Annotated in this window: 19 protein-coding genes and 2 pseudogenes; 16 read left to right on the top strand and 5 right to left on the bottom strand. The window is 69.2% G+C overall.

Going from position 1 to position 21,479, the window contains the following annotated elements; translation table 11 throughout:
* Window positions 1–47: 47 nt before the first annotated feature.
* Window positions 48–2,590: pseudogene (locus G6N27_RS01005) on the top strand (DNA translocase FtsK 4TM domain-containing protein); the annotation flags it as partial.
* Window positions 2,591–2,658: 68 nt separating this feature from the next.
* Here G6N27_RS01005 and G6N27_RS01010 read toward each other — a convergent pair.
* Window positions 2,659–3,180, bottom strand: a complete 522-nt coding sequence (locus G6N27_RS01010) for an amino-acid N-acetyltransferase (RefSeq protein ID WP_163774503.1) — start codon at window positions 3,178–3,180, stop codon at window positions 2,659–2,661.
* Window positions 3,181–3,277: 97 nt separating this feature from the next.
* On the opposite strand from G6N27_RS01010, the gene pgsA reads away from it, so the two are divergent.
* The 5 genes from pgsA to pspM all read left to right on the top strand — a co-directional run bounded on the left by pgsA (window position 3,278) and on the right by pspM (window position 6,513).
* Window positions 3,278–3,874, top strand: a complete 597-nt coding sequence (pgsA, locus tag G6N27_RS01015; RefSeq protein WP_163774505.1) for a CDP-diacylglycerol--glycerol-3-phosphate 3-phosphatidyltransferase — start codon at window positions 3,278–3,280, stop codon at window positions 3,872–3,874.
* Entirely contained in the window at window positions 3,852–4,340 is a 489-nt protein-coding gene (locus G6N27_RS01020) for a CinA family protein (protein ID WP_163774507.1), read from the top strand. Before pgsA ends, G6N27_RS01020 begins: the two co-directional genes overlap by 23 nt.
* 125 nt (window positions 4,341–4,465) lie before the next feature.
* Window positions 4,466–4,792 (top strand): transcriptional regulator ClgR, encoded by a 327-nt coding sequence (gene clgR / locus G6N27_RS01025; RefSeq protein WP_163774509.1) that lies wholly within the window; start codon window positions 4,466–4,468, stop codon window positions 4,790–4,792.
* Between the two features lie 77 nt (window positions 4,793–4,869).
* The gene (gene pspA / locus G6N27_RS01030) at window positions 4,870–5,685 is read left to right on the top strand and encodes a phage shock protein PspA (RefSeq protein ID WP_163774511.1); all 816 of its coding nucleotides are present in this window, start codon (window positions 4,870–4,872) and stop codon (window positions 5,683–5,685) included.
* Between the two features lie 6 nt (window positions 5,686–5,691).
* The gene (gene pspM / locus G6N27_RS01035; protein ID WP_163774513.1) at window positions 5,692–6,513 is read left to right on the top strand and encodes a phage shock envelope stress response protein PspM; all 822 of its coding nucleotides are present in this window, start codon (window positions 5,692–5,694) and stop codon (window positions 6,511–6,513) included.
* 3 nt (window positions 6,514–6,516) lie between these two features.
* Here pspM and G6N27_RS01040 read toward each other — a convergent pair whose 3' ends face one another.
* Both G6N27_RS01040 and G6N27_RS01045 read right to left on the bottom strand, forming a co-directional pair.
* Entirely contained in the window at window positions 6,517–6,906 is a 390-nt protein-coding gene (locus G6N27_RS01040; RefSeq protein ID WP_163774515.1) for a DUF5313 domain-containing protein, read from the bottom strand.
* 5 nt (window positions 6,907–6,911) lie between these two features.
* A complete protein-coding gene (locus G6N27_RS01045; protein ID WP_163774517.1) occupies window positions 6,912–7,334 on the bottom strand; it encodes a limonene-1,2-epoxide hydrolase in 423 nt (140 codons plus the stop codon).
* 36 nt (window positions 7,335–7,370) lie between these two features.
* Between G6N27_RS01045 and G6N27_RS01050 the strand changes: the two genes are divergently transcribed.
* The 6 genes from G6N27_RS01050 (at window position 7,371) to G6N27_RS01075 (ending at window position 12,656) form a co-directional block, all read left to right on the top strand.
* A complete protein-coding gene (locus tag G6N27_RS01050; RefSeq protein ID WP_163774519.1) occupies window positions 7,371–8,528 on the top strand; it encodes a glycosyltransferase in 1,158 nt (385 codons plus the stop codon).
* 10 nt (window positions 8,529–8,538) lie between these two features.
* Entirely contained in the window at window positions 8,539–8,733 is a 195-nt protein-coding gene (locus G6N27_RS01055; protein WP_408632611.1) for a DUF3046 domain-containing protein, read from the top strand.
* Window positions 8,734–8,899: 166 nt separating this feature from the next.
* Window positions 8,900–9,961, top strand: a complete 1,062-nt coding sequence (recA, locus tag G6N27_RS01060; RefSeq protein WP_163774524.1) for a recombinase RecA — start codon at window positions 8,900–8,902, stop codon at window positions 9,959–9,961.
* The gene (recX, locus tag G6N27_RS01065; protein ID WP_163774526.1) at window positions 9,930–10,448 is read left to right on the top strand and encodes a recombination regulator RecX; all 519 of its coding nucleotides are present in this window, start codon (window positions 9,930–9,932) and stop codon (window positions 10,446–10,448) included. The genes recA and recX overlap by 32 nt, the downstream gene beginning before the upstream one ends.
* A 52-nt stretch (window positions 10,449–10,500) precedes the next feature.
* The gene (gene miaB / locus G6N27_RS01070; protein ID WP_163781161.1) at window positions 10,501–12,045 is read left to right on the top strand and encodes a tRNA (N6-isopentenyl adenosine(37)-C2)-methylthiotransferase MiaB; all 1,545 of its coding nucleotides are present in this window, start codon (window positions 10,501–10,503) and stop codon (window positions 12,043–12,045) included.
* Window positions 12,042–12,656, top strand: coding sequence for an Rv2732c family membrane protein (locus G6N27_RS01075; RefSeq protein ID WP_163774528.1), 615 nt, complete (start codon window positions 12,042–12,044; stop codon window positions 12,654–12,656). Before miaB ends, G6N27_RS01075 begins: the two co-directional genes overlap by 4 nt.
* A 46-nt stretch (window positions 12,657–12,702) precedes the next feature.
* Here the strand turns inward: G6N27_RS01075 and G6N27_RS01080 are convergent, their stop codons facing one another.
* The gene (locus tag G6N27_RS01080) at window positions 12,703–14,025 is read right to left on the bottom strand and encodes a DUF349 domain-containing protein (protein WP_163774530.1); all 1,323 of its coding nucleotides are present in this window, start codon (window positions 14,023–14,025) and stop codon (window positions 12,703–12,705) included.
* 320 nt (window positions 14,026–14,345) lie between these two features.
* Between G6N27_RS01080 and G6N27_RS01085 the strand changes: the two genes are divergently transcribed.
* The 4 genes from G6N27_RS01085 to miaA all read left to right on the top strand — a co-directional run bounded on the left by G6N27_RS01085 (window position 14,346) and on the right by miaA (window position 17,885).
* Entirely contained in the window at window positions 14,346–15,257 is a 912-nt protein-coding gene (locus G6N27_RS01085) for a DMT family transporter (RefSeq protein WP_163774532.1), read from the top strand.
* Between the two features lie 97 nt (window positions 15,258–15,354).
* Complete coding sequence (locus tag G6N27_RS01090; protein ID WP_163774534.1) at window positions 15,355–16,266, top strand: DMT family transporter; 912 nt, start codon at window positions 15,355–15,357, stop codon at window positions 16,264–16,266.
* Between the two features lie 9 nt (window positions 16,267–16,275).
* A complete protein-coding gene (locus G6N27_RS01095; RefSeq protein WP_163774536.1) occupies window positions 16,276–16,959 on the top strand; it encodes a class III extradiol ring-cleavage dioxygenase family protein in 684 nt (227 codons plus the stop codon).
* Entirely contained in the window at window positions 16,956–17,885 is a 930-nt protein-coding gene (miaA, locus tag G6N27_RS01100) for a tRNA (adenosine(37)-N6)-dimethylallyltransferase MiaA (RefSeq protein ID WP_163774537.1), read from the top strand. The genes G6N27_RS01095 and miaA overlap by 4 nt, the downstream gene beginning before the upstream one ends.
* Here miaA and G6N27_RS25125 read toward each other — a convergent pair.
* Window positions 17,882–20,787: pseudogene (locus G6N27_RS25125) on the bottom strand (PGRS repeat-containing protein). The gene miaA and the pseudogene G6N27_RS25125 overlap by 4 nt on opposite strands.
* Window positions 20,788–21,479: the final 692 nt, after the last annotated feature.

Genomic DNA, 21,479 nt, shown 5'->3' on the forward strand with positions numbered 1-21,479 from the left:
CTCAGCTGTTTTCGCCGCTGAACCGCCGGTCGGACGGTAACGGCCAGGTAACCAGTGTGGCGTATGGTGCAGATGGTGTTCTAGCGATTAGGCTTGCCGCATGCCTAGCAAGACTGTCGCCCGGTCTGGGAACCGAACGAGCAGGTCAAAGGCCGCTTCGCGCGGGGGTTCCCGGTCGGCGCAGGCCCGGCGCAAGCCCGCCCCGCGCCGTCCCGCCCGGCGGCGCAACCGTTCGCTTGTGACCAGCGCCGGGTTGACCTGCGGACGGGCCGTGCGCGCGACGTGGTTGATGGTGGCCAAGGGCACCGGTAGCACTGCCCGGTCGGTGGGCCGGGCCCGCGACATCGACCCCGGCCACCGCCGCGACGGGCTGGCCCTCGCTCTGCTGGGTATCGCCGTCATCATCGCCGCCAGTTCGTGGTTTGACGCCGCCCGCCCGGTCGGCGCGTGGGTCGACTCGGTGATCCGGATCTTCGTCGGGTCGGCGGTGGTGCTGCTGCCGCTGATCACCGCCGCCGTCGCGGTGCTGTTGATGCGCACCGAGCCGAACCCGGACGCCCGGCCGAGGCTGGTCCTCGGGGCGGCGATGGTCGCGCTGCCGGTGCTGGGGCTGTGGCACTTGTGGGCCGGTTCGCCGGACACCCCGGTCGGTCGCGCGCACGCCGCGGGATTCATCGGCTTCGCGATTGGCGGACCGCTGTCGGAGGGGTTGACCCCGTGGATTTGCGCGCCGCTGTTGTTCATCGGCGCGCTGTTCGGCCTGCTGCTGTTGACCGGCACCACGATTCGCGAGGTGCCCGAGACGCTGCGGTCGATGTTCCACACCCGGATGTTCGACAACGACGAGGGCGACTACTACGACGACGACTACGCCGAAGGTGCTGTCGCCGAAGACTTTTCCGACGGCTACTACGACGACTTCGCCGATGATGACGCCCAGGCGTGGCCGACCGGCGACGCGGCGCCCGCCGCCGACGACACCCCGACCGTGCCGGAGCCGACAGCCGCGCGCACTCGCAAGCGCGTCGCCAAGTCCGAACCCAAACCTGCTGGCACGCAAGACACTTTGGTGCTTGACCGAGTGGTCGAGGGGCCGTATATCCTGCCGTCGCTGAACCTGTTGCTGGCCGGCGATCCACCCAAGAAACGCAGCGCTGCCAACAACGTGATGGCCGATGCCATCAGCGAAGTGCTCAACCAGTTCAAGGTTGACGCAGCGGTCACCGGCTGCACCCGGGGTCCGACCGTCACGCGCTATGAGGTCGAACTCGGCCCGGGCGTCAAGGTCGAGAAGATCACCGCGTTGCAGAAGAACATCGCCTATGCGGTGGCCACCGAGAGCGTCCGGATGCTGGCGCCGATTCCGGGCAAGTCGGCTGTCGGCATCGAGGTGCCCAACACCGACCGCGAAATGGTCAGGCTGGCAGACGTTCTCACCGCGCCGTCGACCCGTCGTGACCACCATCCGTTGGTGATCGGGCTGGGAAAGGACATCGAAGGCGACTTCATCTCGGCCAACCTGGCCAAGATGCCGCACCTGCTGGTCGCGGGCTCGACCGGCTCCGGTAAGTCCAGCTTCGTCAACTCGATGCTGGTCTCGCTGCTCACCCGCTCCACCCCCGAAGAGGTCAGGATGATCCTGATCGACCCGAAGATGGTGGAACTGACGCCGTACGAAGGCATTCCGCACCTGATCACACCGATCATCACTCAGCCGAAGAAGGCAGCGGCGGCGCTGGCCTGGCTGGTCGAGGAGATGGAACAGCGCTACCAGGACATGCAGGCGTCCCGGGTGCGCCACATCGACGACTTCAACGACAAGGTGCGCTCAGGTGCCATCACGGCCCCGCTGGGCAGCCAGCGTGAGTACCGGCCCTACCCGTATGTGGTGGCGATCGTCGACGAGCTGGCCGACCTGATGATGACCGCACCGCGCGACGTCGAAGACGCCATCGTGCGGATCACCCAAAAGGCCCGTGCCGCAGGCATTCACCTGGTGCTGGCCACGCAGCGGCCGTCGGTGGACGTGGTCACCGGTCTGATCAAGACCAACGTGCCGTCCCGGTTGGCGTTCGCGACGTCGTCGCTGACCGACAGCCGGGTGATCCTCGACCAGGCCGGCGCGGAGAAGCTGATCGGCATGGGCGACGGTCTGTTCCTGCCGATGGGCGCCGGCAAGCCGGTGCGACTGCAGGGCGCCTACATCTCCGACGAGGAGATCCAGGCCGTCGTGGCCGCGTGCAAAGAGCAGGCCGAGCCTGAGTACACCGAGGGCGTCACTGCCGCCAAGCCGACCGGCGAGCGCACCGACGTCGACCCCGACATCGGCGACGACATGGACGTGTTCCTGCAAGCCGTGGAGCTGGTGGTGTCGAGCCAGTTCGGTTCGACGTCGATGCTGCAGCGCAAGCTTCGGGTCGGCTTCGCCAAAGCCGGCCGACTGATGGACCTGATGGAGACGCGCAGCATCGTCGGCCCCAGCGAGGGCTCAAAGGCCCGCGAGGTGTTGGTCAAGCCCGACGAGCTGGCCGCCACGCTGATGGCCATCCGCGGCGCCGGCGGCGACGCCGAGGACTCCGACGAGGACTAGCTCGGGTCGAGCGCCCCGCCAGCCGGGCAGTCGGCTCCGGGCGCTCGGCGGGCCGGGCGCTCGGCGGACTAGAGCACCATCAGCATGCGCGAGTTGCCCAGCGTGTTCGGCTTGACGTAGCTGAGGTCCAGGAACTCGGCGACACCGATGTCGTAGGAGCGGCACATCTCCTCGAACACCTCGGCGGTGACCGGGGTGCCTTCGATCTCGGTGAACCCGTGCCTGCCGAAGAACTCGGTCTCGAACGTCAACACGAACAGGCGCTCCAGCTGCAGGTCGCGGGCGACCTTAAGTAGCCGGTTGACGATGGCGTGGCCGATGCCGCGCCCCGTCATCGACGGATCCACCGCCACCGTGCGGACCTCGCCGAGATCGGCCCACAACACGTGCAGCGCGCCGCACCCGACCACGTCGCCGTCGACCTCGGCGACCCAGAATTCCTGGACGGCTTCGTAGAGCGTCACGAGATTCTTTTCCAGCAGGATCCGGCCGGCGTAGGTGTCGACGAGTTGTTTGATCATCGGCACGTCGGAGGTTCGCGCGCGCCTGATCACCGGCCCGGAGGCCGACGGATCGGTCGCTGCGTCCATTGCTGCAGATTATCGGGTGAGGCCACAGCGACGATGATTCAGCGCGAGTGGCGCGGGCGATGGCGCCCAACGGCGCGGTTACCGATATTCTGTTGCCGTGTCGGGGCAACCGCAAACAGGTCCGGTGGTCCCGCGCGTGCGGGTCACCAACCTGGCGAATGTGCTGACGCTGTTGCGTTTGGTGCTCGTTCCCGTCTTCCTGCTGGCATTGTTCGCCGGTAATGGCCACGAAACCCCAAGCCGCATCATCGCTTTCGTCGTGTTCGCGGTCGCCGTTATCACTGATCGCTTCGACGGTGCGCTGGCCCGCAGCTACGGGATGGTGACCGAGTTCGGCACGATGGCCGACCCGATCGCCGACAAGACTTTGGTGGGCGCGGCGCTGATCGGGCTGTCGATGCTCGGTGACCTGCATTGGTGGGTGACGGTGGTCATCCTGGCTCGCGAGGTCGGGATCACCGTGCTGCGGTTTGTGATGCTGCGTCACGGCGTCATCCCGGCCAGTCGCGGCGGCAAACTCAAGACCCTCGTCCAGGCCGTCGCGATCGGGTTGTTCGTCCTTCCGGTGTCCGGGACGTGGTTGGTGGTCGCGTGGGTGGTGATGGCGGCTGCGATCGTGCTGACGGTGGTCACCGGTTTGGACTACGTCGCCTCGGCCGCGAGGGATGCTCGTGGACGACCCTCTGCTGGTTGACGACGCCCGCCGACTGATCGCCGACCTGACCGTCCGTAAGCAGAGCGTTGCCACTGCCGAGTCACTGACCGCGGGATTGCTGGCCGCAACGCTGGCCGGCGTGCCCGGTGCCAGCGAAGTCCTGCGTGGTGGCCTGATCACGTATACCGAGCGCACCAAGGTGCTGCTGGCCGGCGTGGCGCCGCAGATCCTCGACGAGGTCGGGCCGGTCGCGGCGCCCACGGCGCGGGCGCTCGCCGTCGGCGCACGTCAACGCTGCGAGGCCACCTGGGGTGTCGGGTTGACCGGCGTCGCCGGGCCCGAGCCGCATGGCGGGCACGCGGTGGGCACGGTGTTCCTGGGCCTGGCCGGGCCGGTCGACACCGAGGTGGTCCGATTGCAGCTCAACGGCAGCCGCTGGGACATCCGCGTGTCAGCGGTGCGGGAGTCGATCAGCAGGCTCCGTGCGCTCGTCACAGCGCAGTGAGCTCGCCGACGATGCGGGCTGCGTAGCGGCCCGAGGAGGAGGCGGGCAATCGAACCCGCCTCGGGAACCAAGACCGTGTGGCCGTCGTTGGCCTAGGAGAACCCACTGGACTTAAGGAGAGCGTGATGCCCGCACTGCTGCGCGAGGTCCTCGGCGATGTGCTGCGTCGGGCCCGAATCACACAAGGCCGGACGCTGCGTCAGGTCTCCGACACCGCGCGGGTCAGCCTCGGCTACCTCTCGGAGGTCGAGCGCGGTCGCAAAGAAGCCTCCAGCGAGCTGCTCAGCGCCATCTGCCACGCCCTGGATGTGCCGCTGTCGCAGCTGCTTGTCGACGCCAGCGAACAGCTGGAACGTCAGGAGTCGACACCGAACACCACGGCGAGCGCGGCCAATATCGACGCCAGCACCAAGGTCGTCATCCCGCCCGTCGTCGCAATGGCTGTCGCTTAAACCGGCAAGGGTGTGGCAATCGGCGTGAAACCGATAAATTGAGCGCAGACACCTACACGCAAAGGCGGAGCTAACCGATGGCCAATCCGTTCGTCAAAGCCTGGAAGTACGTCATGGCGCTGTTCAACGCCAAGATCGACGAACATGCCGACCCCAAAGTGCAGATCCAGCAGGCTATCGAGGAGGCGCAGCGCCAGCACCAGGCGCTGACCCAGCAGGCCGCATCGGTGATCGGCAACCAGCGTCAGCTGGAGATGCGGCTCAACCGGCAACTGGCGGACATCGAAAAGCTCCAGGTCAACGTCCGGCAGGCGGTGACACTTGCCGATCAGGCCACCGCCGCCGGTGACGCCGCCAAAGCCACCGAATACAACAACGCCGCCGAGGCGTTCGCGGCCCAGCTGGTGACGGCCGAGCAGAGCGTCGAAGACCTCAAGGGGCTACACGACCAGGCGCTCAACGCCGCCGCGCAGGCGAAGAAGGCCGTCGAGCAGAACGCGATGGTGCTGCAGCAGAAGATCGCCGAGCGCACCAAGCTGCTCAGCCAGCTCGAGCAGGCCAAGATGCAGGAGCAGGTCAGCGCGTCGCTGCGGTCGATGAGTGAGATCGCCGCACCCGGTACGACGCCGAGCCTCGACGAGGTCCGCGACAAGATCGAACGCCGCTACGCCAACGCGCTGGGTCAGGCCGAGCTTGCGCAGAACTCGGTGCAGGGCCGCATGCTCGAGGTCGAACAGGCCGGCGTGCAGATGGCCGGCCACTCGCGGTTGGAGCAGATCCGCGCGTCCATGCGTGGCGAGGCATTGCCGGCAGGCGGGTCGACGAGCGCTCCGGCGGCCACCCCGGCCGCGGCCCCGCAGACGGCGCCCACCGAAAAGCCCATCGGCCAGTAGGGCGATATGGCGGTCCATTCCGGTCACGGCGCGTCCTGGCGGGCGTTGCTGTTGCGCGGCTTCGACTTCGCCGACGGGCTCGCCGACACGGTGGCGCGAAAGATCAGCGCAGCCAACGATCCTCGGGAGAAGTTGTTGCGCCGGCGCCGGCGTGCGCTGCGGTGGGGCCTGATTTTCGTTGCGGGAACGGTGTTCTGGGCTGCGACGACGCTCGTGCTGGCGGCCTGGGGCTGGTTCGCGCTGCTGCTGGAGATCACCGGCGGCGTCGCGGTGGCGCAAGCGATGATCGCGACGCTGCTACTCATTCGCTACGGCTGGCTGAAATCGGAGCCGCTGCCGGCCCAGCGGCCGACCAACTCCCGGCGCCTGCCGCCGCTGAGTTCGGCGGCCCGCTCGGCGATGTCGGCGCTGGGCGCATCGGAGCGCGGCTTCTTTTCGCTGATCGGCGTCATGGAACGTGGAAACATGCTGCCCGCCAGCGAGATTCACGAATTGACCATCGCGGCCAACCAGAGCTCGGCCGCGATGGCGGCGACCGCGGCCGAGGTGGTCTCGATGGAGCGGGCGGCGACGGGCACTCCGCAGTCGCGGTCATATCTGACACCCACGATCAACGCGTTCACCGCGCAGTTGAGTGCGGGCGTGCGACAGTACAACGAAATGGTTACCGCTGCAGCGCAATTGGTGTCATCGGCGAGTGGCGACCATGGCTCCGCGCTGATGGCGTCGCGGCAGCGTTACCGCGCCGAGTTGGCCGGTGCGACGGATCGGTTGGTCGGCTGGTCGCAGGCGTTCGACGAACTCGGCGGACTGCCGCGCCGGGCCTAGCCGTCAATCAGACCGCGGGCCATAGCGGTCGATGTACGACTGACGCATCTGCTCCTCGCGCTTGCTGCGGCGTGCGTCGACGAGCTTCGGATCCAGGTTGTGCACCTGCAACATGTGACGGCGCCACACCTTGTTCAGCGCGTGCGAGAAGTACACGAACGGAATGAGGATCGGCAGCGTCATGCTCAGGTGCACGTCCAGCGTCGTCGGGATCAGCCAGAACGGGGCGAGTACCAACACCGCCGGAACCGCGACGCGGCGCATCATCCGGCCCGTCGCGCCCTTGCCCGCCAGATCGTTGCGCACCCAGTCCCGCATCGAGTCGGGCAGCCGGGCTCCGCAGCAGTAGCGGACGAACTGGACCGCGTTGGGGCGGGCGGCGCTGTCGCTCATCGCGGTTACAGCGATGCCCGAAGCGACGGCACCACGAGCCCGGCGATGCCGCGCAGCGTTGCCTTGAACATGTCGAAGAAGTCGAAGTAGTCCCGCCAGAGCGTGATCTGGCCGTCGTGCACCTCGAACACGCCGCAGACCCAGAACTGCAGCCGCAGGCGGCCCAAGATCAGCGCATCGGTGCGCTCGGTGAGCACCGCGGCGCCGTCGGCGGCGATGCGGTGGATCTTCACCTCGAACGCGCTGGCACCGCCCAACGGGCTGAAGAGCTTCATCGCTCGCCTGCGGCCGTGGATCGTCGGCAAACCGACGTTCTGGTAGACGAGATCGTCGGCAAGCGCGGCGCCTGCGGTGTCGAGGTCCGCATCCTGCAGCGCATGCAGGAAGACCTCGACGGTGCGGGTGTTCTCGAGAGTCAGCTCGGTCATGACCAACAGCCTAAGCCGCTGTGGCAGGGTAAGGCGATGCGCGTCGCGGTGGTGGCCGGACCGGACCCGGGCCACTCGTTTCCGGCGATCGCGCTCTGTCAACGGTTTCTGGCCGCCGGCGACGCACCGACTCTGCTGACCGGCGTGGAATGGATCGACACCGCGCGCGCCGTCGGTGTCGACGCCGTCGAGCTGCTCGGGCTCGACGCAACCGAAGACGACGACGACCTCGACGACGGCGCCAAGCTCCACCGGCGCGCAGCCCGGATGGCGGTGCTGAATGCCCCGCAGCTGCAGGCGATGACGCTGGACTTGGTGGTGTCCGACGTCATCACCGCGTGCGGCGGCATGGCGGCCGAGCTGCTGGGTATCCCGTGGGTCGAGCTGAACCCGCATCCGCTGTATCGACCGTCGAAAGGGTTGCCGCCGTTGGGAAGTGGGCTGGCACCCGGGACCGGCATCCGGGGCCGGCTGAGGGACGCCACGATGCGTGCGCTGACCGCGAGGTCCTGGCGCGCCGGGCTTCGGCAGCGATCCGAGGCTCGGGTTGGAATCGGTTTGCCGGCAAGCGATCCCGGCCCACTGCGACGACTGATCGCGACGCTGCCCGCCCTTGAGGTACCGCGGCCGGACTGGCCCGCCGAAGCCATCGTGGTGGGCCCGCTGCACTTCGAGCCGACCGAGCAGGTGTTGCCGATCCCGCCCGGCTCGGGGCCGGTGGTGATGGTGGCGCCGTCGACGGCGACGACCGGGACGCGGGGGATGGCCGAGACCGCGCTGGACGCCCTGGGTTCCCTCGGTGCGCGGGTGGTGGTGTCGCGGCTGAACGGGTCGGACCTGACCGTGCCGCCGTGGGCGGTGGTCGGGTTGGGCCGCCAGGACGCTCTGCTCGCCGAAGCCGACCTGGCCATCTGCGGCGGCGGGCACGGCATGGTCGCCAAGTCGCTGCTGGCCGGTGTCCCGCTGGTGGTGGTCCCCGGCGGCGGAGATCAATGGGAGATCGCCAACCGGGTGGCGCGGCAGGGGAGTGGGCGGCTGGTGCGGCCGTTGACCGGCGAGGCGTTGGCCGAGGCTGCCGGCGAGGTGCTGGCGACGCCGAGTTACCGCGACGCCGCACGGCGCGCCGCGGCCGGTGCCGCCGGGGTCGCCGACCCGGTGCGGGTGTGCCATGAGGCGCTGGTCTCGGCTCGGTAGCTTGGTCCCCGTGCGGCTGACGGAATTCCACGATCGGGTGACCCTGCGATTCGGCACGACCTACGGCGCTTCGGTGCTGGCTGATCATGTGCTGACCGGGTTCGACGGGCGTACCGCGGCGCAGGCGATCGAGGACGGCGTGGAACCTCGCGATGTCTGGCGGGCGCTCTGTGTGGACTTCGACGTGCCCCGCGAACAGTGGTGATCTGACCCCGGACACGCCGACGGCGCGCCTGCTTGCATTCGAACACCTGTTCGCTACTGTGGTGATCGTTCGACGAGCCCGACTTGTCGGTGGGCTGCTTTAACGTCACGGCCAACTGACCGAGACCGGTCAAACCGAACAACGACTACACCGAGAGGTAAGCACCATGCCACAAGCCCCAGATCGCGAAAAAGCCCTCGAATTGGCGATGGCCCAGATTGAGAAGAGTCACGGCAAAGGTTCGGTGATGCGCCTCGGAGACGAGGTACGCCAACCGATCTCGGTCATCCCGACCGGGTCGATCGCGCTGGACGTGGCCCTGGGCATCGGCGGCCTGCCCCGCGGTCGCATCGTGGAGATCTACGGTCCGGAATCCTCCGGTAAGACCACCGTCGCACTGCACGCGGTGGCCAACGCCCAGGCTGCCGGTGGCATCGCGGCGTTCATCGACGCCGAGCACGCGCTGGATCCCGACTACGCCCACAAGTTGGGCGTGGACACCGATTCGCTGCTGGTCAGCCAGCCGGACACCGGCGAGCAGGCCCTCGAGATCGCCGACATGCTGATCCGCTCGGGCGCGCTGGACATCCTGGTTGTCGACTCGGTGGCCGCACTGGTGCCGCGCGCAGAGATCGAAGGCGAGATGGGCGATAGCCACGTCGGCCTGCAGGCGCGGCTGATGAGCCAGGCGCTGCGGAAGATCACCGGTGCGCTGAGTAATTCGGGCACCACCGCGATCTTCATCAACCAGCTTCGCGAGAAGATCGGCGTGATGTTCGGTTCGCCCGAAACAACAACGGGCGGAAAGGCTTTGAAGTTCTATTCGTCGGTGCGTCTGGATGTTCGGCGGATCGAGACACTCAAGGACGGCACCGATGCGGTCGGTAACCGCACCCGGGTGAAGGTCGTCAAGAACAAGGTGTCACCGCCGTTCAAGCAGGCCGAGTTCGACATTCTCTACGGCAAGGGCATCAGCCGGGAAGGCTCGCTGATCGACATGGGCGTGGACCAGGGCTTCATCCGCAAGTCCGGATCCTGGTTCACCTACGAAGGCGAGCAGCTCGGTCAGGGCAAGGAGAACGCCCGCAACTTCCTGATGGAAAACGCCGAAGTGGCCAACGAGATCGAGAAGAAGATCAAAGAAAAGCTCGGTATCGGCGCGGTGGTGACCGACGACTTGACCGATGGCGTAGTCGGTGACGTACTGCCCGCCCCGGTCGACTTCTGAGCCGTCTCGCGACGAGCAGGCGCGGGCGCTGTGCTTGCGCCTGCTCACCGCGAGGGCTCGGACCCGCGCCGAGCTGGCCGGTCAGCTGGCCAAGCGAGGGTATCCCGACGACGTCAGCACCCGGGTGCTGGATCGGCTGGCCGATGTCGGGCTGGTGGACGACGTGGACTTCGCCGAACAGTGGGTGCACTCGCGGCGGGCGAACGCCGGAAAGGGCAAGCGTGCATTGGCCGCTGAGCTGCACACCAAGGGCATCGACAACGAGGTGATCACCTCGGTGCTCGGGGACATCAACCCCGCGGCCGAGCGCGGACGCGCCGAAGAGCTGGTTCGCAAGAAGCTGCGACGGGAAGACCTGAGCGACGACGACCTTCGGTTACGCCGCCGGTTGGTGGCGATGCTGGCACGCCGCGGGTACAGCCAGACGATGGCCTACGACGTGGTCAGCGCCGAGTTGGCGGCCGAGCGGGAGCGCCGGCGCGTCTAGGTCGGCCGAACGCCGCGGTGCCGCGTCGCCGTACCATGGCCCAGTGACTTCGATGGTGACCTCGGACGCAGCGCCCGCTGCGCCGGCTGTGCCTTCGCCGACGCCAGGGGCGCCGGTGCGCACTTACGAGGTCCGCACCTACGGATGTCAGATGAACGTCCACGACTCCGAGCGGCTGGCAGGTCTGCTGGAGGCCGCGGGCTACCGGCGGGCGACTGACGGCGCGGACGCCGACGTGGTGGTGTTCAACACCTGCGCGGTGCGGGAGAACGCCGACAACAAGCTGTACGGCAACATCAGCCACCTGGCCCCGCGTAAGCGCAGCAATCCCGACATGCAGATCGCGGTCGGCGGATGCCTGGCGCAGAAGGACAAAGACTCGGTGCTGGCCAAGGCGCCATGGGTCGACGTGGTGTTCGGCACGCACAACATCGGGTCGCTGCCCACGCTGCTCGAGCGGGCTCGGCACAACCGGGTCGCCCAGGTGGAGATCGCCGACGCATTGCAGCAATTCCCGTCGTCGTTGCCTGCTGCCCGTGAATCCGCTTACGCCGCTTGGGTTTCCATCTCGGTGGGATGCAACAACAGCTGCACGTTCTGCATCGTGCCGTCGTTGCGCGGCAAGGAGGTCGACCGCAGCCCGGACGACATCCTGGCCGAGGTGCGATCGCTGGTCGACGACGGCGTACTGGAAATCACGCTGCTCGGCCAGAACGTCAACGCCTATGGCGTGTCGTTCGCCGACCCGCAACTGCCGCGCAACCGTGGTGCCTTCGCTGAGCTGTTGACCGCATGCGGGCGTATCGACGGCCTTGAGCGGGTGCGGTTCACCTCGCCTCATCCGGCCGAATTCACCGACGACGTGATCGCGGCCATGGCCACAACGCCCAACGTCTGCCCGACCCTGCACATGCCTCTGCAGTCCGGATCGGACCGGGTGCTGCGCGCCATGCGCCGCTCCTACCGGGCCGATCGTTATCTCGGCATCATCGACCGGGTGCGGGCGGCCATGCCGCACGCCGCGATCACCACCGATCTGATCGTCGGCTTCCCCGGCGAGACCGAAGACGACTTCGCCGCCACACTCGACGTCGTCCGGCAGGCCCGGTTCGCCAGCGCATTCACGTTCCAGTACTCCAAGCGGCCGGGCACTCCCGCCGCCGACCTCGACGGACAACTGCCGAAAGCCGTTGTGCAGGAACGCTACGAGCGACTGATCGAGCTGCAGGACCAGATCGCCTGGGAGGAGAACCTCAACCAGGTCGGGCGGACCGTCGAGTTGCTCGTCGCCACCGGTGAAGGCCGCAAGGACGAGCGCACCGCCAGGATGAGCGGCCGCGCTCGCGACGGGCGCCTGGTGCATTTCGCGCCCGGTGGCCAACAAGTGCGCCCGGGTGACGTCGTCACGACGACGATCACCGGCGCGGCGCCACATCACCTGATCGCCGACGGCGACGTCATCAGTTACCGACGCACCCGCGCCGGCGACGCGCACGCCGCAGGTCAGCGTCCGCGCGGCACCGGCTCATTAATTCTCGGCATGCCCGCGATCGGACAGCCTGCCGCGTCAACGGAAACACTGGGGTGCCCACGATGAGCCGCAACGAGGGTGAATTCGACGCTTTCCGCGACGACATCGAAGCTGCGGAACGCCGAATCGCTCGCGAAATCGAGCCGGGCGCACGAGCGTTGGTTGTCGCCGTGCTGGTGTTCGTGCTGATCGGATCGTTCGCCCTGCCGCACACCGGCGACGTGCGTGGCTGGGATGTCTTGTTCGCGACCCACGGCGCCGGCAAGGCGGCGATCGCGCTGCCGTCACGCGTATTCAGTTGGCTCGCTTTAGTTTTCGGTGTCGGTTTCTCGATGCTGGCGCTGTTGACCCGACGCTGGGCGTTGGCGTGGATCGCGTTGGCGGGCTCGGCGGTGGCCTGCGCGGCCGGTCTGCTGGCCGTGTGGTCCCGGCAGACCGTCGCCCACGGGCATCCGGGTCCCGGCGTCGGGCTGGTGGTCGCCTGGATCACGATCATTCTGCTGACGTTTCACTGGGCGCGCGTCGTCTGGTCGCGCACGATCGTGCAGCTCGCCGCTGAGGAGCAGCGCCGCAAGGCGGCCGCCCACGAGCAGGCCCGGACACTGCTGGAGACTCTGGACGACCCGAATAGCGCCCAGCCGCCCAAACCCAACGGCACGGCCCCGGGGTCGGTTTGATTGCCCGGCTCCTCAACGGGCCGACGCGGCCCGCATCGTCGCCGGGCTAGCGCTTCTTGGTCAGTGCGTCAGCGGCCGCTTCAGCCCACTGCCGCCACTGCTCGGCGTTAGCCCTGGCCTGCTCGGCTTCCTTGGTCCGTCCTGCCGCCTCGGCCTTCTGGGCTTGGCGCTCGAACTGCTCGACACGTTCCCGGAACTGCTCGGCGCGAGCCTGAGCCTGCGGATCCGACCAGTCTGACTCGCCGGCGTCGCGCACCTTCTTTTCCACCGCGCGCAACCGCCGCTCGAGATCAGCGGAGCGTTCCCGGGGCACCTTGCCGATCGCGTCCCATTTCTCACCGATGGCCCGCAGCGCCGACCTGGCTGCTTCGTGATTACTGGTGTCGAGCTTTTCCGCCTCGGCCAGTAATGCTTCCTTGGCGACGGCGTTCGCGTGGAATTCGGCGTCACGTTCGGCGGTCGCGCTGTTGCGGGCTTTGAAGAAGGTGTCCTGAGCGGCTTTGAATCGGTGCCACAGTGCGTCGTCGACATCGCGGGCGGCACGTCCGGCCGCCTTCCAATCGGCGAGCAGCTTGCGGAACTCGGCGCTGGTCGCTCCCCAGTCGGTGGAGTCAACGAGTTCCTCGGCTTGCACGCAGAGCCGCTCCTTGACCTCGCGGGCCCCGGCCCGGTCGCGGTCCAATTCGGCGAAATGCGAACCGCGGCGGCGATTGAACGTCTCGCGAGCAGCCGAATAGCGCTTCCACAGCGCGTCATCGGTCTTGCGGTCCAAGCCGTTGATCGTCTTCCACTCATCGAGGATCGTGCGTAGCCGGTCGCCGGCGACCTTCCACTGCGTGGAGGTGTTGGCCAACTCCTCGGCCTCGGCGGCCAACGCTTCCTTGCGGGCGGTCTGCGCCGCGCGGTGCTCGTCGCGACGCGAGCGGTCCGCGGCCGCGCTGGCTTCGGCGTGTTCGGCGATGACGGCGAGGCGCGCGGCCAGCGCATCGATATCGCCGAGCACATTGGCGGTCGGTAACGTTTCGGCCAGCCCGGCGGCGGTCGCTTTGATCTTGCGGGCATCTCCGGTGCCCGCGGCCAGCCGCTCTTCGAGCAAGGTGATCTCGGTGCTCAGGTCGTCGAACCGCCGGCCGAAGTGGGTGAACGCCGCTTCGGTGTCGCCGGCCTGCCACGATCCGATGATCCGCTCGCCGCCGGCGCTGACCAGCCAGACCGTTCCGTCGTCGTCGACGCGACCGAACTGGTGGGGATCGCTGGCCGGGGGTAACGCGACCGGGTGGGGATGAGGACGGGGTGTCGGTTTGGGCCCGGGCCGCGGTCCTGGCCGCGGGATGGGCCGCGGTTCGTTGTGTGGCTCGTCAGACGTCATCAACTGCCGTCACCTACCCTTCGCGCGGTTATTGGCCGCGCACCTGCCGCGCATAGCGGCGCCGTCGATATGAGATACCTGTTCAGTATTGAAGCAGCTTGCCGCACGCAGCGTCCCGAGTTGGCGGCGCAGGCCATGTCGCCGCGGGTTTTGCCTGCGTCGATAAGGGATGTGGTGTACGCCGCAATCATCTGTTGCGCCGCACGCAATGTGCCACACGAGCCGCCGAATAGGGGTGCCGAAGACCGCGCGGCAGTGCGGCGCGACCGGTAGTCGACCTAAGCTGGCCGGAGTAATCGACGGTGAACAGGCGGTGAACGATGCCGAAAGCGGACTTCGCAGCGCTGATCGCGCTCTGCGCCGCGCTGGCGTCTGCGGTGGGGGATGTGATCCGGCAGCGGTCGGCTCAGGAGGTAACCGACAAACAGGTCGGACATCTCGAGCTCTTCCGGCTGTCAGTACGAGACCCACGCTGGTGGCTGGGTGGCGCGGGAGCGGTCGCCAACTACAGCTTGCAGGCCGCCGCGTTGGCTCTGGGCTCGGTCATGCTGGTGACCGCGTTGCAGGTGACGTCGCTCTTGTTCGCTCTGCCGATCTATGCGCGGTTGGCCCATCACCGGGTGACGCGCTGGGAGTGGACGTGGGCGGTGACGCTGGCCGGTGCGCTGGCGGTGCTCGTCGCGATGGGCCACCCGGACGCCGGGAGCACGCGCGGTTCGCTGGGAACGTGGCTGTTGGTAATCGCGGTAATGGGTCCGGTCATGGTGTTGTGTGTGCTGGGCGCACGCGTCTGGTCGCGCGGTCCGGTGGCGCCGGTGCTGTTGGCGGTGGTGGCGGGTTCGGCGCTGGCGTTGTTCGCGGTGCTGACCAAAAGCGCCGTCGGGGCGGCGTCCGGCGGCGTCGGCGCATTTCTGCGCGCGCCCGAGTCGTACTGCCTGATACCGGCCGCGCTGGTCGGAATGATCTTCCAACAGTCGGCATTTCGCGCGGGTGCGCTGACCGCCTCATTGCCCACGGTGACCGTCGCCAAACCGGTGGTGGCCACGTTGCTCGGCGTCGTGGTGTTGAGGGAGGCGCTCAATGCCAGCGGCCCGCGACTGCTCGCGCTGGTCGCTGCCTCGATTCTGGTGGTGATCTCGACGATCGCACTGGCCCGTGGCGAAGCGGCGACCATCGCCGCAGGCGCCGGACACGACGTCGTCGTTCCTGATGTGGCGGCGTCTCACGGTTAGCTGCGGCGCGTGACACCCGGCCTTTCATCACCGCCGTCAGTACCGTGGCATGGAAGACTGCAGGTTCGGGCCGTTCGACGACTGGGGGGAGGTAGCCATGTCTAAAGCGGACGTTGCTGTGCTGCTGGCCTTGGCCGCCGCCTTGGCATCGGCGATCGGCAATGTGGAGCGTCAGCGGTCGGCGCACGAGGTCACCGACAAACCAGTGGGCTACCTGGCGCTGTTCATCATGTCGTGGCGCAATCGAAGCTGGCGCATCGGCGCGGTGGCGGCTGTCGCCAATTACGCGTTTCAGGCTGGGGCGCTGAGCCTGGGATCGGTAATGCTGGTCACCGGATTGCAGGTCACGGCGCTGCTGTTCGCACTCCCGATTTACGCCCGCATGAACGGGCATCCGGTGACGTTGTGGGAATGGATTTGGGCGGCGGTCTTGGCCGCCGCGCTGGCCGTCGTGCTCACCGTCGGCAATCCGGTCGCCGGCTATTCGCGAGCGCCGTGGTCGACGTGGATGATCGTCGCCGCGGTCATGGGACCGCTGCTCGCGCTGTGCGTGCTGGGTGCCCGGATATGGCCGCATCGGGCTATCGCCGCGGTATTGCTGGCGGCGGTCTCCGGCGCGTCGCTGGGGCTGTTCGCGGTGCTGGTCAAAGGGGCGACTGAAGCCGCCGAGGGCGGCATAGGGGCACTGCTTGCCGCGCCGGAGCTGTACGCGTCGGTCGGAGCGGCGTTCGCCGGGATGGTGTTCCAGCAGTCGGCGTATCGCGGTGGACCGTTGAACGTGTCCATGCCGACGATGACGGTGGCCAAACCGGTCGTGGGCTCGCTGCTGGGCGTCGCTGTGCTCGGCGAGACAGTCCAGCCGGACGAGGAGCGGGTCGTGGTCCTGATCGTGGCGGTTTTGCTGACCGTGATCGCGACCGCGGCTCTGGCTCGCGGTGAAGCCGAAACCGTGCAGGCCCATGCCGACGACGTGGCCACCGGACGATTGTTGGCGATCTCGGAGGGTTAGTTTTATCGCGTGCTGAGCGCCATCGCCATCATTCCGTCAGCGCCGGTTCTGGTTCCGGAGCTCGCCGGGACCGCGGCCGACGAGGTGGCTGAGCTGCGCGCGGCGATGATCGCCGCGGCCTCCGCGCTTCCGCCGCGCTGGATCGCTGTTGGGGTGGGCGACGCCGACGGAGTCATCGGTCCGCAGGCGGTCGGCACCTTCGCGGGCTTCGGCGTCGACGTGCCTGTGCGACTGTCCCCGAAAAGCGTTGAGCCGGTTGATATGCCGCTGTGCGGACTGATGGCCGGCTGGATTCGTGCGCAGGCCCAGCCGCACGCGCAGGCGCAGGTTCGGGTGTACGCCGCACACCACGACGCCCAGACGGCGATCGCGCTTGGTCGGCAGCTGCGTGGCGACCTCGACCAGTCGGACGAGCCGATCGGCGTGCTGATCGTCGCCGACGGCGCCAACACGCTGACCCCTGCCGCGCCCGGCGGCTATCAACCCGACGACATCGAGGTTCAGCGCGCCGTGGACGACGCGCTGGCCTGCGGCGACGTTGCCGCGCTCAGTGCGCTGCCCGAGCAGGTCGGGGGACGGGTGGCATTCGGTGTACTGGCGGGGCTGGCCGATCCGGTGCCGCGGTCGGCCAAGGAGCTCCATCGCGCGGCGCCTTACGGCGTCGGGTACTTCACCGGTATCTGGCAGCCGTGAGGCCGTTGGCGATCGTCGGGCCCACGGGCACCGGCAAGTCGCAGCTGGCCCTCGACGTCGCGGAACTGCTCGGCGGACCGGGAGGCGTCGAGATCGTCAACGCCGACGCGATGCAGTTCTACCGCGGCATGGACATCGGCACCGCGAAACTGTCCGTCGCGCAGCGTCACGGCATCGCGCATCACCAACTGGACGTTCTCGAGGTCACCGAGACCGCGACCGTCGCGCGCTTTCAGCGCGACGCCGCCGCCGACATCGAGGCGATCGCGGCTCGCGGAAAAGTCCCCGTCTTGGTGGGCGGTTCGATGCTGTACATCCAATCGCTGCTCGACGACTGGTCGTTCCCGGCGACCGATCAGGCGGTACGGGCGAAGTGGGAGCAGCGTCTGGCTGAGGTCGGGGCGGGCGGGTTGCATACCGAGCTGACCCACCGCGATCCGGCGGCCGCGGCGTCGATCCTGCCGACCGACGGGCGACGGATCGTCCGTGCGCTGGAAGTCGTGGAGTTGACTGGTCAGCCGTTCGCCGCCTCGGCGCCCGTCATCGGCACTCCGCGCTGGGACGCGGCGATCATCGGATTGGATTGCGACACTGAGCTTCTCGACCAACGCCTGGCGCAACGAACCGAGACGATGTTCGGTCAGGGCTTGGTCGACGAGGTGATCGGGTTGCTCGACCGTGGGTTACGCGACGGCGTCACCGCGGCACGGGCGCTGGGTTACGCACAGGTGCTCGCCGACCTCGACGCGGGCGGTGACGGCGGCGGCGCACAGGAGCCGACGTTCATCGGAACCCGTCGCTACGTGCGACGGCAGCGATCGTGGTTTCGCCGCGACCACCGAATCCACTGGCTGGACGCGACCGCTGCCGGCAACGCCGATGCGGCGGTGCGGGCCTGGCGGCAAACTTCGTTGGATATGCCCTAGCCGTGTTGGCCGGCGCTACCAGTCGCGCCCTGAGCGCCGTTGGCGCCGGCGGTCCCGTTCGTGCCGTGCTGCACGATGGTGCCGAGACCATTGGTGCCCGTACCACCCGTGCCGCCAGTGCCACCGGTACCGCCCGCGCCACCGGTGCCCCCGGCGCCCGCGGTGCCGCCGGTACCGGTGCTACCGACGGTGCCGTGCGGGGCGATGCCACCAGCGCCGCCCGCACCGCCGTTGCCGCCGGTGCCGCCGACACCACCGACCGCGCCGGCCCCGCCCGCACCGCCGTTGCCGCCGGTCACGGTTCCGACGTTCAGCGGAATGGTCGCGTTGCCGCCGTTGCCGCCGGCGCCTCCGCTTGGTCCGACAGCACCGGTGCCGCCCGTACCGCCGGTCCCACCGGTACCGCCCGCACCGCCGTTGCCCGAGATCGACCCGCCAGCCCCGCCGGCGCCGCCGACCCCGCCGTTGCCACCGGTGCCACCGGTCACGCTGACGCCAGTAGCGGCACCGCCGGTGCCGCCGCTGCCGGCGGTGGCGGTGCCGAGGCCCGCCACGGCCGTCGCGTTGCCGCCAGCCCCGCCGGCTCCGCCGACGGCGACGTCGCCCGTTCCGCCGTTGCCTCCGTTGGCGCCTTGGGCGCCTATTAGTCCTAATACGCCGCTGCCGGAACCGCCGGTCCCGCCATTCCCACCGGCCTGCCCGACAATGGTCCCGTTACCGCCGTTACCGCCCACGGTGGGGGCGGTGAGGCCGGATTGGTTGGTGCCGTTACCGCCATTGGCTGCTTGGCCATTCGACGGGTTGACCCCAGTAGTGCCCGTTGCGCCGTTGCCGCCGTTGCCGCCGCCGCCGCCGTTGCCCAGGGAGCCGCCGTTACCGCCGGCCCCGCCGTTGCCGCCGGCTGCACCGGCGGTGGTTGCGGTGGCGCCGTTGCCGCCGGTGCCGCCGTTGCCGACCGGGCCGGTCGGCGTCGTGCCGGCCACACCGTTGGCGCCCGGGGTGGAGCCGGTGCCGCCGGTGCCGGCCGATCCGACGGTGCCGACGTTGCCGCCGGCGCCGCCGTTGCCGCCGGCACCCAGGTTGCCGCCCGAGCCGGCCACCCCGTTGACACCGGCCGCGCCGTTACCACCGTTACCGGGGGTGCCCGCGCCGCCGCCGTTACCGCCGGCCCCGCCGGTGCCGGTGGTGCCCGTGGTGCCGTGCGCGGCGGTGCCGCCGGCGCCGCCGTTGCCGCCGGCGCCGCCGCCGGCGCCGTTGCCGCCGTTACCACCCGTCCCGCCGAGGCCGTTGCTGACACCTGATACTCCGGCCGCGCCGCCGGCGCCGGTGCCGCCGGCCCCGCCGTTGGCGCCGGTGCCGCCGTTGCCGCCGGTGCCGCCGTTGCCCGAGATCGAGCCGCCGGTGCCGCCGGCCCGCCGTTGCCGCCGGCCCCGCCGGCCACCCCGTTGCCGCCGGTCTGACCGGCGGTGCTCGCGTTGGTGCCCGGGGTGCCGGCAGCGCCGTTGCCGCCGGTGCCACCGCCGCCGCCGTTGCCCAGGGTGCCGCCATTGCCGCCGGCCCCGCCGTTGCCGCCGGCTGCACCGGCGGTGGTTGCGGTGGCGCCGTTGCCGCCGGTGCCGCCGTTGCCGACCGGGCCGGTCGGCGTCGTGCCGGCCACACCGTTGGCCCCGGGGGTGGAGCCGGTGCCGCCGGTGCCGGCCGATCCGACGGTGCCGACGTTGCCGCCGGCGCCGCCGTCGCCGCCGGCACCCAGATTGCCGCCCGAGCCGGCCACCCCGTTGACACCCGCCGCACCGTTACCGCCGTTACCGGGGGTGCCCGCCCCGCCGCCGTTACCGCCGGCCCCGCCGACACCGGTGGTGCCCGTGGTGGTTCCGGCGCCGGTGCCGCCCAGACCGCCGTTGCCGCCGGCGCCGCCGCCACCGCCGTCGCCGCCGTTACCACCTGTGCTGCCAACGCCGTTGCTGACACCCGACACACCGTTTGCCGCGGCGGTCCCGTTTCCACCGTTGGCGCCGTTGCCGCCGTTGCCGCCTGCCCCGCCGTTGCCCGCGACGCCCCCGTTGCCGCCGGCACCGCCGTTGCCGCCGGCCCCACCGGCGGAGCCGCTACCGCCGCTCGCGCCTACGGTCGTGGCGTTGGCGCCGGCGTATCCGTTGGCGCCCTGGCCGCCGTGACCGCCGGTGCCGCCGTTGCCCTGGGCGCCGTTGTCGGCTTGTCCGACGCCACTGGTTCCGCCGGATCCGCCCAGACCGCCGTTGCCGCCGGCACCGCCGTTGCCGCCGGCCCCGCCGGCTTGGTTAGCCGCGATGCCGTCCGCGCCCGCACCGCCGTTGCCGCCGGCACCGCCGGCACCGCCGGCCCCACCGCTACCACCGACGCCGATCAGTGTTGAGCCATCGCCGCCGGCCCCGCCGTTGCCGCCGGCCTGACCGGCGGTACCCGCGTAGCCGGTCGCGCCCGAGGAAGTGGCATCGGCACCGTTGGTGCCGATATAGCCGGTGCCACCCTTGCCGCCGTTGCCGCCATCGCCGAGCGCGGAGACATTGGTGGGGTTTTGGCCGATACTGCCGCCCGCGCCGCCGTTGCCGGCGGCCACGCCGGGCCCCCCGGCGCCGCCGTCACCGCCGTCACCGCCGTTGCCCATAACCCAACTGCCGGCGCCGCCGTTACCGCCGTCGGCGCCGAGCCCGCCGTCACCTCCAGCACCGCCGTTGCCGATTCCGAAGGCATCCCCGCCGTTACCACCGGCCATGCCAGGGTCGGCGGCGGCGTCATAGCCGGCCCCGCCGTCACCAGCCAACAGCCCGCCGTCCTGGCCGTTGGGGTCTAGCGCTGTTCCATCGGCGCCGTTGCATATGACGCCACAGATGTTGCTTGGCGTTTCGAAGAAGCTGTTGATCTCGTTGTCGACAACCTGGCCATCTGGACTGGTGATCCAGGCTTGGATGAATTCGTGCACCGGCAGGTAGAAGGTCTGCTGGAAGGTTTCCGAGAGAGCAGTGCTGTCGGTGGTCCCGTTGCCAATCAAGCCGATCAGGGCTAGCAGACCCCTCAAATCGAAGCTGCCGGCGGGGTCGGCGGCAGCAGACAGCGCGCTGGGGTCTGCGGCAGCCGCAAGCGCGCCGGGGTCGGCGGCAGCCGACAGCGCACTGGGGTCAGCGGCAGCGGCAAGCGCGCCGGGGTCGACGGCAGCGGCAAGCGCGCCGGGGTCCGCGGCAGCCGCGGTGGACCCGCCGATGAGGTCGATGATCAAATCTTCGAAGTCGGCTCTTGCCGGCGGCGCGATACCGAGTGGATTCGCTGTGGCGGCCAGAAATGCCCCGACGGTGGTGGACAGACCGATCGCCGCGCGACGGCGGGCCTTGCGGTCAGGCGTGCGGGCTGTTCGCCTCGCGTGCCGACCTGCCATCGCCCTGCCTCATTGCTCACATCGTGCGGACGCCGTCCGCTTTCAGCTTCGCCCAAGCTACTAGACGTCTGTCGAACAGAACCTGAGTACGGGGATTTTCGCGTCCGATTTTTGGAATTTTTCTCCGGCGCGTGTTTGTGCAGGTCAAAGTCCCGCTGCTCATCGAGCCGGGGCGGGCACGC

The organism is Mycobacterium cookii (assembly GCF_010727945.1).
Classification (GTDB): Bacteria; Actinomycetota; Actinomycetes; order Mycobacteriales; family Mycobacteriaceae; genus Mycobacterium; species Mycobacterium cookii.

Bases quoted from the DNA above. Each gene is read 5' to 3' on its own strand.
- G6N27_RS01050 (WP_163774519.1), top strand. From the start codon at position 7,371: ATGCGCGTCGCGGTGGTGGCCGGACCGGACCCGGGCCACTCGTTTCCG.
- miaB (WP_163781161.1), top strand. From the start codon at position 10,501: ATGGTGACCTCGGACGCAGCGCCCGCTGCGCCGGCTGTGCCTTCGCCG.
- G6N27_RS01075 (WP_163774528.1), top strand. From the start codon at position 12,042: ATGAGCCGCAACGAGGGTGAATTCGACGCTTTCCGCGACGACATCGAA.
- clgR (WP_163774509.1), top strand. From the start codon at position 4,466: ATGCCCGCACTGCTGCGCGAGGTCCTCGGCGATGTGCTGCGTCGGGCC.
- G6N27_RS01045 (WP_163774517.1), bottom strand. From the start codon at position 7,334: ATGACCGAGCTGACTCTCGAGAACACCCGCACCGTCGAGGTCTTCCTG.
- G6N27_RS01040 (WP_163774515.1), bottom strand. From the start codon at position 6,906: ATGAGCGACAGCGCCGCCCGCCCCAACGCGGTCCAGTTCGTCCGCTAC.
- G6N27_RS01080 (WP_163774530.1), bottom strand. From the start codon at position 14,025: ATGACGTCTGACGAGCCACACAACGAACCGCGGCCCATCCCGCGGCCA.
- G6N27_RS01010 (WP_163774503.1), bottom strand. From the start codon at position 3,180: ATGGACGCAGCGACCGATCCGTCGGCCTCCGGGCCGGTGATCAGGCGC.
- G6N27_RS01090 (WP_163774534.1), top strand. From the start codon at position 15,355: ATGTCTAAAGCGGACGTTGCTGTGCTGCTGGCCTTGGCCGCCGCCTTG.
- recA (WP_163774524.1), top strand. From the start codon at position 8,900: ATGCCACAAGCCCCAGATCGCGAAAAAGCCCTCGAATTGGCGATGGCC.
- G6N27_RS01085 (WP_163774532.1), top strand. From the start codon at position 14,346: ATGCCGAAAGCGGACTTCGCAGCGCTGATCGCGCTCTGCGCCGCGCTG.
- pspM (WP_163774513.1), top strand. From the start codon at position 5,692: ATGGCGGTCCATTCCGGTCACGGCGCGTCCTGGCGGGCGTTGCTGTTG.
- pspA (WP_163774511.1), top strand. From the start codon at position 4,870: ATGGCCAATCCGTTCGTCAAAGCCTGGAAGTACGTCATGGCGCTGTTC.